The 11,575-nt window shown below is 51.7% G+C and carries 8 protein-coding genes; all 8 read left to right on the plus strand.

What is annotated here, in order from left to right; translation table 11 throughout:
- Positions 1-165: 165 nt before the first annotated feature.
- The 8 genes from GZH47_RS29350 (at position 166) to GZH47_RS29385 (ending at position 11,554) form a co-directional block, all read left to right on the plus strand.
- Positions 166-3,102, plus strand: a complete 2,937-nt coding sequence (locus tag GZH47_RS29350; RefSeq protein ID WP_318653394.1) for an extracellular solute-binding protein — start codon at positions 166-168, stop codon at positions 3,100-3,102.
- 72 nt (positions 3,103-3,174) lie between these two features.
- Complete coding sequence (locus GZH47_RS29355) at positions 3,175-4,086, plus strand: carbohydrate ABC transporter permease (protein WP_225446600.1); 912 nt, start codon at positions 3,175-3,177, stop codon at positions 4,084-4,086.
- 4 nt (positions 4,087-4,090) lie between these two features.
- Positions 4,091-4,957 carry a carbohydrate ABC transporter permease gene (locus tag GZH47_RS29360; RefSeq protein WP_162644603.1) on the plus strand — a complete coding sequence of 289 codons (867 nt, stop codon included), beginning with the start codon at positions 4,091-4,093 and terminating at the stop codon, positions 4,955-4,957.
- Positions 4,958-4,970: 13 nt separating this feature from the next.
- Positions 4,971-6,440, plus strand: a complete 1,470-nt coding sequence (locus GZH47_RS29365) for an NHL repeat-containing protein (RefSeq protein ID WP_162644605.1) — start codon at positions 4,971-4,973, stop codon at positions 6,438-6,440.
- On the plus strand, positions 6,421-7,041 hold the full coding sequence (locus tag GZH47_RS29370) for a Yip1 family protein (protein WP_162644607.1): 621 nt from the start codon (positions 6,421-6,423) through the stop codon (positions 7,039-7,041). The genes GZH47_RS29365 and GZH47_RS29370 overlap by 20 nt, the downstream gene beginning before the upstream one ends.
- Positions 7,042-7,055: 14 nt before the next feature.
- Positions 7,056-9,629, plus strand: coding sequence for a DUF5696 domain-containing protein (locus GZH47_RS29375; protein WP_162644609.1), 2,574 nt, complete (start codon positions 7,056-7,058; stop codon positions 9,627-9,629).
- Positions 9,629-10,534, plus strand: a complete 906-nt coding sequence (locus GZH47_RS29380) for a carbohydrate ABC transporter permease (protein WP_162644611.1) — start codon at positions 9,629-9,631, stop codon at positions 10,532-10,534. The genes GZH47_RS29375 and GZH47_RS29380 overlap by 1 nt, the downstream gene beginning before the upstream one ends.
- 21 nt (positions 10,535-10,555) lie before the next feature.
- Positions 10,556-11,554, plus strand: coding sequence for a carbohydrate ABC transporter permease (locus GZH47_RS29385; protein ID WP_162644613.1), 999 nt, complete (start codon positions 10,556-10,558; stop codon positions 11,552-11,554).
- Positions 11,555-11,575 lie beyond the last annotated feature (21 nt).

Consider the following 11,575-nt stretch of genomic DNA (forward strand, 5'->3'; position numbering starts at 1 on the left):
AATGGCAAACAAAGTGGATAATAAATATCAATCATAATCATAAATATGTTTGGCATATCGATAGGGTTGTTATGTGCAGACAGGACGATAAGTGTACATGATTGCGCTTTCGTCAGCGGGATGAGTGAGCCGCTAGAATCAAGTCGCCGCCTAGGAGGGCTGACATTGAAAGGGAGAAAACGACTTAAGAAATGGGTAACGACGGGGGCATGCATCGTCGTTGCGGTTGGGCTGCTCGTAGTATGGTCCCAGACGGGCGATGACAGCACGGTTGCGGCAGGAGGCCAGTCGGCGTTTGCTGAAGGTTCCTGGTCTACACAGCAGCAGAGCCGCGGAGATTATGCGGATTATTTGGCCCAAAACGCGAGCGCTGACTTCGCAGATCAAGAAATCATCATGGACGCTTCCAATTACGCCAAGACGGACGGCGACGGGTTCGAGAAGATCGACAATTATGAAGGCCAATCCGGAACTTCTCTTAAAACAGGCGAACAGGGCAGCGTTGAATGGGACATCGATGTGAAGCAAGCAGGATTTTATAACATCGGCGTCCAGTATTTTCCGATTGCAGGGAAGAGCTCGAGCATTGAGCGTTCGCTAATGATTGATGGCGCCGTTCCGTTCACGGAAGCGTCTTATCTGCAATTTGACCGGGTTTGGGATAATGAATTGGACCACATCAAACAGGATAATCAAGGCAATGACCTGCGTCCGCAGCAAGTCGAGAAGCCGGAGTGGCGCGAGGCGATGCTTGAAGATTCGGATGGTTATTACGCAGATCCGTTCAAGTTTTACTTAAGTGCCGGCCGGCATACGCTGACTTTCGTTTCCCAGCGTGAGCCGATGGTGATCCATCAAGTGAAATTGTATCAACAGAAGCAGCCTGTTGCTTACGCGGATGCGCTGAAACAATATGAACAAGACGGGTTGAAGAAAACGGACGGTCAATTGATCACCGTTCAAGGCGAGGCTGCCAGTGCGAAGTCGTCGCCTACGCTTTATCCGCAAACCGAACGCTCGACGGGCTCCGTTACGCCGTATAGTCCGAAGCTTATCCGTGTCAATACGATCGGCGGCAACAACTGGCGTTTGCCAGGCCAGTGGATCGAATGGGAAGTCGATGTGCCCGAAGCGGGTCTCTACAAAATCGGCATGAAATCGAAGCAGCAATTTGTTCGGGGACTCTACTCGACGCGCCGGCTTTTAATAAACGGCGAAGTACCTTTCAAGGAAGCAGAGGAAATTCCTTTCCGGTATAAAAACGGCTACCGCATCGATGTCATGGGCGGCGACGAGCCGTACCTGTTCAAGCTCGAGAAAGGCAAGAATATCATTCGCATGGAAGACACGTTAGGCGAATTCGCGCCGCTCATTCGCGAAGTGAAAGAGAGCTTGTACAATCTCAATGCGATGTATCGCAAAATCATCATGATCACCGGCGCTTCCCCGGATAAGTACCGCGATTACCGACTGGACAAGCAAGTTCCCAAGATGCTGGAAACCTTTAAGTCGGAAAGCGAGCGGCTTACTGCCGTCAGCAAAGAATTGAAACGGCTGTCCGGCGGCAGCAGCGATTCCGAAGCCTTATTGAAAACGATGGCGATGCAGTTAACTGAATTGGTGAAGGATCCGGATACGATTCCGCGCCGCCTGGCGTCTTTCAAGAGCAATGCGGGGGGACTCGGCACATGGCTGCAAAAAGCGATTGAGATGCCTTTGCAAATCGATGAAATTTACGTCGCTTCTCCTGCCAAGAAGTTCCCTAAAGCTGGAGAAGGCTTCTTCTCGAAGATCAAGCATGAAGTCGCGACATTCGCTTATTCGTTCGTCATCGACTACAACCAAATCGGTAATGATTCCGATCAGAAGAACCAAAAAACGATTACGGTATGGATCGGAAGCGGCCGAGATCAGGCGAATACGCTTAAAGCGATGATCGATGAAACCTTTACGCCCGAAACGGGCATTAACGTCAACTTGAAGCTTGTCCAAATGAATACGCTGTTGCCAGCAACGTTAGCCGGCCGCGGACCGGACGTTGCGATGCAAATCAGCAACGATATTCCGGTCAACTACGCGATGCGAGATGCGGCAGCCGACTTATCGCACTTCGCCGATTATCCGGAAATAGCGAAGAGGTTCCGCGAAAGCGCGCTTGTTCCTTACACCTATGAGAAAGGCGTATACGCGCTGCCGGAAACGCAAACTTTCAACATGCTCTTCTATCGCAAGGACGTTCTGCAGGAGCTGGGCCTTGAAGTTCCGCAAACTTGGGACGATGTGTACAAGCTGCTGACCGTACTCAGCAAGAACCGGATGCAATTCGGCATGCCGATCACGGTGCCGCAGACGTCGGTGCCTGTACCTGGCCAGAACATACCTCCGAACTCGATTTTCGGGTCATTGCTGATGCAGAACGGTGGACAATTCTATCGCAATGGCGGCAAAGAATCCGATCTGGATTCCAAAATCGGCGTAGAAACGTTCAAGACGTGGACGGATCTTTACAGCGATTACAAGCTGGAACGCGAATTCGATTTCGCGAACCGATTCCGTACCGGTGAAATGCCGATCGGCATCGTGGATTATACGACCTATAACCAGCTCACCGTATTCGCGCCGGAGATTCGCGGCATGTGGGGATTTGCTCCGATTCCGGGAACGAAACAACCGGACGGCACGATCAACAGAGATACGCCAAGTACCGGTAACGGCACTTTGATGATGAACGACGCGAAAGACAAAGATTCGTCATGGGAATTCATGAAGTGGTGGACGAGCGAGGAAACGCAAACGAATTTCGGCCGGGAGATGGAAGCGCTCATGGGAGCTTCCGCGCGTTATCCGACGGCGAATATCAAAGCGCTTGACAGCTTGCCATGGCCGGTTGCCGATTATCAAGCCTTGAAGGCTCAGTTCGAATACGTCAAAGGCATTCCTGAGGTTCCGGGCGGTTATTTCACCGGACGCCATCTTCAGAACGCATTCTTGAAAGTGGTTGTCGAGAATAAGACGGAAGCACGAGAATCCATACTTGATTACACCCAATATATTCAAGACGAAATAAAAGCCAAACGCAAAGAATTCGGCTTGCCGGAATAAGGAGGGATCCATGTGTCAACGATCGGTACACCGAGTCAACCTTCCGTGAACGTAACCGTCGCCAAGCCAGCCGTGAAAACTCCGGGCTGGTGGGCGATCAAGTGGAGTGAGATCAAAGCGCATAAGCATTCGTATGTACTGATGTCGCCATACTTGATTTTGTTCGCGGTCTTTACCGTATTGCCCGTAATCATGTCCGTTATCATCAGCTTCACTTATTTCAATATGCTGCAGTTTCCGAAGTTCATCGGCTGGCAGAACTACTCCCGCTTGTTCTTGGAAGACGATGTGTTCTTGATTGCGATCAAGAACACCATCCTCTTCGCGGTCATTACAGGACCGCTCAGTTATATTGCCTGTTTCGTTTTCGCTTGGATCATTAACGATCTACGTCCGAAGATGCGCGCATTCATGACGCTGATCTTCTATGCGCCGTCGATCTCGGGGAACGTCTATTTCCTCTGGCAGATGATTTTCTCGGGGGACCGTTACGGTATCGCGAACGGTTTCCTGATCAACATGGGTGTCCTTCTAGAGCCGATCCAGTGGCTGAAGACAGAGAAATACATTATGCCGATCATCATTCTCGTCCAGCTGTGGCTGAGTCTCGGAACGGGGTTCCTCGCTTTTATCGCAGGTCTCCAAACCGTCGACAAAACGCTGTATGAAGCGGGTGCCGTCGACGGGATCAAGAATCGCTGGCAAGAGCTTTGGTACATTACGCTTCCTTCGATGAAGCCGCAGCTGATGTTCGGGGCGGTCATACAGATCACCTCGTCACTGGCCATAGCGGATGTCTCGATTTATCTGGCCGGCTTCCCAAGCGTCAACTACGCCGCGGAAACGATCGTAACGCACTTGATCGACTTCGGTACCATTCGTTTCGAGATGGGCTATGCTTCCGCGATTGCGACCGTCTTGTTCACCTTGATGGTGGGCACGAACTTGGTCGTTCAACGACTTCTCAGGAGGGTGGGGGAATAGACAGATGAGGGTAGCATTATCAATACGCAAAAAACGCGTTAACCGCTCTTTTGCCGGCACGTTCTGGATGTTTATCTTTCTGGCAGCCGTTGCATCGTTCATGGCGCTGCCGCTGGTATACGCGATAAACGCGGCGTTCAAGCCGCTCGATGAAATCTTCATGTTCCCGCCGACCCTGTTCGTACGGCACCCGACCACGAGCAACTTCATTGATTTGATGACGCTGCTCGGCCAATCCTGGGTCCCGTTCTCCCGTTACATATTCAACACCTTTTTCATTACCGGGATGGGCGTCGTCGGTCACGTTCTGCTGGCTTCGGCTGCGGCGTATCCGCTTGCCAAACACCGTTTCCCGGGATCGAAAGTCATTTTTACGATCGTCGTGCTCTCGCTGATGTTCACGCCTCAGGTTACGGCGATCCCGAACTATATGGTCATGTCTTGGATCGGTTTCATCGATACGTATTGGGCGGTCATCGTTCCTGCCTTCGCATTCTCATTGGGACTCTACCTCATGAAACAGTTCATGGAGCAAATTCCCGACGCGCTGCTGGAGTCGGCTAAGATCGACGGCGCCAACGAATATCGGATCTTTTGGCAAATCGTCATGCCGAACGTTAAGCCGGCTTGGCTGACGCTCGTCATCTTGCTATTCCAAATGCTGTGGGGAACGGACGGGAACGGCTTTATCTACAGCGAGCAGTTGAAAACGCTTCACTATGCATCGAACCAAATCATATTCGGCGGTATTGCGCGGGCAGGCGTAGGATCGGCGGTGGCATTGATTCTGATGAGCGTGCCGATTGCCCTGTTCGTCGTTTCGCAAAGCCGCATTATCGAAACGATGACTACATCCGGCATGAAGGATTAGAGGGGGTGGAAGCGTGCATATAAAGAGGGTCTTGCTGCTAGTTGCGATCGTATCGCTGATGGCTTCGTTCGTCATTCCGAGAGCATCGGCAGCTGCGCCATACGAAGCCTACAATTATGATTACTACGGGGATTCAGCGCCGCTGCCAGCTCCCTATCTGCCGGACGTTGCGATAACGGGAAAAAGTCTGGGCATCGGCGATTTCAAAGATCCGAACGATCTGTTCGTGACGCCGGAAAGCACGACTTACATTTTGGACAGCGGCAACGCGCGAATCGTGGTGCTGGATAAAGACTTGAAAGTCGAACGCGTCATCAAGACGTTCAAGAATAATGGCAAAGAAGACGGATTTTCCGCTCCTGAGGGGCTGTTTGTATCCGATAAGCATGAGCTTTACGTCGCGGATACAGAGAATGGCCGCGTGGTCGTGCTTTCGGATAAAGGCGACCTGATTCGAATCATCTCGAATCCGAAATCAGACATTCTGCCTGCTGATTTCAAGTTTGTTCCTTTGAAAGTCACGGTCGATCAAGCGGATCGCGTATTCGTCGTCGCTCGCGGCGTGTTTGAAGGGATTATGCAATTCGACGATAAGAACACCTTCATGGGGTACGTAGGAACGATCAACGTAGCTCCTTCCATCTGGGACCGGCTCTGGAAGTCATTGTCCACGAAAGCGCAGAAGGCTCAGATGCAGCTGTTCATTCCGACCGAGTTCTCCAACGTGGATATTGACCGCAAAGGATTCGTGTACGCGACGGCGATTGATATTTCGTCCGACACGCCGATCAAGCGGTTGAATCCTTCGGGCGACGACGTGCTGAAGCGTCTGGGATACTGGGCCGTCAGAGGCGATGTCCGATTCAGGATGTTCGGCAACAACTCCGGTCCATCCATGTTCACGGATATTAAGGTCATCGGCGGCGGCATGTACGTCGCGCTTGATTCCAACCGCGCGCGGTTGTTCACCTATAACGACGAAGGGGATTTACTCTATGCCTTCGGCGGCCGAGGCAACCAGCTGGGGGTATTCAATACACCGGTCGCTGTCGAACAGATCGGCGATAAGCTTGCCGTACTGGACCGAGGCAAGAACAACATTGTCGTATTCCGTACGACGAAGTTTGGATCCCTGGTCAGACAAGCGACGACCGAACACTACAATGGCAATGACGATGTGGCCGTTAAATTGTGGGGCGACGTGCTCCGGTTGAATACGAACTACGAAATCGCCTATCTCGGTATCGGCAAGTCGCTCCTGATGCAGAAGGATAACAAGAAGGCGATGGAATATTTCAAACTGGGCATGAGCCGCAAAAACTATTCGGTCGCGTATAAACGCTACCGCCGGGATGAACTGAAAGAACAGTTCGGCACGTTCATGACCATCGTGTTTACCTTGATCATCGCGTTTATCTTGTACCGCATCACGAGAATAGTTTTAAGAAGGAGGGCTGTGAAACGTGAAGCAGGACTTTCTTAAGTTTCCGCTCCATCTGATCGTGCGTCCATTCGACGGGTTCTGGGACATGAAGTACGAGGGCAAAGGGAAAATGAAGGTTTCCCTGCTCATCTTGCTTGCAGTTATTCTTACAACTATTTTGCAAAAGCAATTCGCCGGTTTCCTCGTCAACATGGTCGACCCGCGCTCGTTGAACAGCCTGGACGATCTGGAGTTCACGATCCTTCCTTTCTTATTGTTCTGTGTCGCGAACTGGTCGATCACCACGCTCATGGAAGGGGAAGGCAAGTTTAAAGAGATCGTGATGGCGACGGGTTACGCCTTGCTGCCCATCGTTCTCATCAACTTGCCGATGACGTTGATCAGCCGGTTCATGACGCAAGAGGAGACGGCGTTTTACTATCTCTTGAACAGCATCGCCACGGTCTGGTTCGTCATCCTGCTATTCGTAGGCATTATGACCGTGCACCAATACACGCCGGCTAAAACCGTGCTGACGATGGCGCTTACCGTCATAGCGATGGGATTCGTCGTCTTCATTGCCACATTGGCTTTCAGTCTCGGCTCGCAAATCTACTGGTTCATCTACGATGTCTATCGTGAAATCATATTCCGGACCTAAAGGAGGCCGCACCTTTGAACAGAAGAACAAAATGGTATGCGGCGCTGGCCTGTATCGGGATTGTCGGCATTTCGGCTTACGCCTATAGCTTATATACCAAAGGCGCGCCGTCCGCGGATATCGCTGCTTTTGCACGATCGGACATGAAACCTGCAGCAGTGACGGAGCTGAAATATTTGGCGGACAGCACGAAAGCCGTCCCGGGCATGAAGCTTGTTGCTCAGACAGATGCGCTCGCGCTTTATATGAATTCGGAGACGACCGGAATCGCCATTGTCAACAAGGCAAGCGGCAAGGTATGGCAGAGCAATCCGGGCGATGCGGCATCGGACGCCAAAGCATCGCCTTTCGAGAAGGATAGGCTGGCTGCCCAAGTGACATTGAACTATCGCGATGAAATCGGCACCTTGAGCACGGTTACGAATTTTACGGACAGCATTCAACGCAAGCAGTTTAAAGCGGAGGGTATCGAGAACGGCGTTCGAATCACTTATACGATCGGGGATACGTCGCTTGGGATCGATGCGCTGCCGAAACGAATCAGCAAGAAGCGGTTCGAAGAGAAAGTGCTGAGCAAGCTGGATAAGAAAACGGCGGATTACGTATCGAACCGGTATTACCCGCTCGATAACAATCCGGACGTGCTGGAACGGCTCGACACCGAGGTATCCCGGGCGCTCGTGCTGAAACGCGTGACCGATGCTTTCACGAAAGCAGGCTATACGGCGGAAGATTTGAAAGCGGACAATGACGAGAACGGCGGTTCCGGAGGCAGTGCATCGACGAAGCCTACCTTCTCGATTCCGATCGAGTACCAGCTCTCGGGCAATTCATTGCTCGTTCATGTTCCGGTGAAAGACATTCAGGAAAGCAAAGGCTACCAAATCCGTTCGGTCGAGCTGCTGGATTTCTTCGGTGCAGCGACAACGGAGGACAAAGGCTATATGCTCGTTCCTGACGGATCCGGCAGCTTAATCAACCTTAACAATGGCAAAGCCAATGAAGAGGTGTACGTGCAGCGGGTATACGGCGATGACGAGAACGACAACTCGAAGAGACGCGGTCAAATTGCCGAGGCGGCGCGGCTCCCGGTGTTCGGAATGAAAGCGGGAGACGAAGCATGGTTCGCCACGATAGAGAAAGGCGAGGGCATTGCCAGCATCAACGCGGATGTTAGCGGCAGAAAAAATTCCTACAACAGCACGTATGCCAGCTTCGCAATCCGGGGCGAGGACGAGCTCGAATTGTACAAAGGCAATAAAGTGGACGAATTCCAACTGTTGACCGAAGATCGCTTCGAAGGCGATATCCAGCTGCGGTACAACTTCCTTTCCGGCGAACAGGCTTCCTATTCCGGCATGGCGGCCGTGTATCGGGACAATTTGGTGGAGCAAGGCGTTCTTAAACCGTTGAAAACAGAGGGGCAGCTGCCATTCTACGTCGATGTGCTTGGCGCGGTGGACAAACAGAAGTCTTTCCTGGGCGTTCCGTACAAAGGTCTGATGCCGATGACGACGATTGATCAAGCGGGGCAAATCGCCAAGGAAATCAAAGCCGCAGGCGTGTCCAATGTACAGATGAGATACGTCGGTTGGTTTAATGAAGGAATCGATCATAAGATTCCGGAGACCGTGAAGCTCGACAGCCAGCTCGGCAGCAAATCCGATCTTGCTAAATTGTCGGAACAGCTGAAGGCCATGGGCGGCAATTTGTATCCGGATGTGGCGTTCCAGCATGTGCTTCGTACGAATCATGACTTCAAGCCTGCTGCGGATGCGGCGCGTTTCGTGACGAGAGAGCAAGCGCTGCTCTCGCCGTTCGACCGTTCCTTGAACGCGATGAATACGCAATGGGGTTCGTACTACTTGCTTTCGCCGGCGAAGCTGCCATACTTCGTCGACAGCTTCATCGACAGTTATAAGAAGTACAAGATGGATTCGGTGGCGCTGCGCGATATGGGCGATAAGCTGACTGCCGACTATCGGGTCAATCGAGTCGTGTTCCGGGACGTCGCCAAAAACATCGTAACGGATCAGCTTGGCAAGATTGAGAAGAACTATCCGAACGTGATGATGACCGGGGGCAATAAATACGCACTGCAATACGCCGACCAGCTGCTGAACGTTCCGACCTCTTCCAGCGAATTCAGCATCGAAGACGAAGTCGTTCCGTTCTACGAAATGGTGATCCACGGCTACAAGGATTATGCCGGCTCTCCGATTAACCTGGATGACGAGCAGGATCTCACGTATCATCTGCTCCATTCGCTCGAGTACGGGGCTGCGCCGCATTTCTTCTGGTCGTACGAATCTTCTTCCAAATTGAAGCTGACGACCTACGAATCGCTATTCTCGACGCACTACTCGGATTGGCTTAAGGATGCAGCGGATTTATATGGAAAAGTGAACCAGGTTCTTGGCGGCTTGCAAAGCCAAACCATCACGGAGCATATTCAACATCAGCCCGGCGTGGCCGAAGTGCGTTACAGCAATGGAACTTCGATTTATGTGAACTATACGGCTCAGCCGGTCACCGTTAACGGCGTTCAGATCGGTGCGACAAATTTTACCGTAGGTGGTGACAACTAGTGAACATAAGACGATTAACCTTAACGCAGAAACGTTCGCTCCTCGGCGTCGTATTTATTTTGCCTTGGCTGCTTGGCTTCGTGTTCCTGTTCGCAACGCCGCTGTTTCAATCGATCCACTTCAGCTTCAGCAATCTGAAGATCGCCCCGGGAGGCGGTTATACGCTTGATTTCATCGGCTGGGGCAACTTCAAGAACGCGTTGTCGGTCGATCCGAATTTCAACCGTATTCTGACCCAGTCCTTGAGCGAAATGGCTTGGAACGTGCCGATGATCTTGTTTTTCAGCTTGTTTACGGCAACGCTGCTGAACACCAAGTTCGTCGGACGGCCATTCGCCCGCGCGGTATTCTTCTTGCCGGTCATACTGGCTTCCGGAGCAATTGCCGCAGCCCAAACATCCGGGCTCATTCAACTGACCGGCAGTTCTGAAGTCGCGAAGGAATTAGGTCAGCAGCAGAATGGCTTTGACCCGTTATCGCTTGCATTCACGTTGTCCGACGCGGGCATGCCGATGTGGTTCATTGATTACATCATAAGTGCCGTTCAGCGGATCTATGAGATCATCAAGAGCTCCGGCGTTCAAATTCTGATCTTCCTTGCAGCGCTTCAATCCGTTCCGATCTCCATGTATGAAGTCGCCAAGATGGAAGGCGCGACGGCCTATGAGACGTTCTGGAAAATCACGTTTCCGATGGTCAGTCCATTAATTCTGACGAACATCATCTATACGATCATCGATTCGTTCACGAACAGCCAAGTTACGACAACGATCTACAACACCGCATTCCAGGCACAAAACTTCGGGCTCAGCGCCGCGATGTCGTGGATTTATACGGCTGTCATCAGTGTCGTGCTCATCATCGTCGGCATCTTGGTCTCTAGGAAAGTGTTCTACTATAATTGATGGGATGGGAGGCGAACGGCAATGAAAGTTCCCGATCTGCAAAGCGAAGCTGTCCTCATACAGATGCAGAAAGCACGCAATAAATCGGTATCGCTGTTATGGTTGATATTTCGATACATTCTGATCATTGGGATTTCGTTTATCATTCTCTATCCGATCCTTCAACAGCTCTCGGTAGCCTTCAAGGATAAGATGGACATCTACAACCCGACGATCTACATGATTCCCGTTCATTTCACGATGGAGAATGTACGGTATGCCATGGCTGTGCTTAATTATTGGCCATTGCTTAAGAACACGCTCCTATTCGCTGCTTCCACGACGTTCCTGCAAGCCGCTTCGTGTTCGCTTGCCGGGTACGGCTTTGCAAGATTTAATTTTCCGGGGAAGAATATCCTATTCACGCTCGTCGTATTGACCATCTTGATTCCGACCAGCACGCTGATGGTTCCGATGTACATTCACTTCCGCGCGTTTGATATTCTCGGCATCATTCATCTCGCGACCGGAAAAGAAGGCATCAACATGTTGAATACGTACGGCCCTTCGCTGATTACGGCAGCCTTCGCCAATGGGTTGAAGTCCGGCTTGTACATTTACATCTTCCGGCAGTTCTTCCGCGGCATGCCGGCAGAAATCGAAGAAGCGGCGCTTATCGACGGTGCTGGCGGTATCCGCACCTTCTTTACGATCATGCTGCCAAACGCGATTCCGCCACTCATTACGGTTATCCTGTTCGCGTTCGTGTGGCAGTACAACGACATCTTCTATGCATCGCTGTTCAACAGCGCGAGCGATCTGATGTCGATCAAGGTCTCATCGCTGCCGGCAGACGTGAACCAATACTTGCCTGGCATCATGGGAATCGGTACCGGAACGAACGTCAAGGTGGATCCTAACCAAGTATCCATGATCGTTGATACGGGCATTCTGCTCGCCATTTCTCCACTGATCGCGATGTATCTGTTCGTGCAGCGTTTCTTCGTGGAGAGCGTGGAACGTTCGGGTGTCGTCGGTTAATCTCAAGGCCCGAGGGGGAGT

Source organism: Paenibacillus rhizovicinus (assembly GCF_010365285.1).
Taxonomy (GTDB): Bacteria; Bacillota; Bacilli; order Paenibacillales; family Paenibacillaceae; genus Paenibacillus_Z; species Paenibacillus_Z rhizovicinus.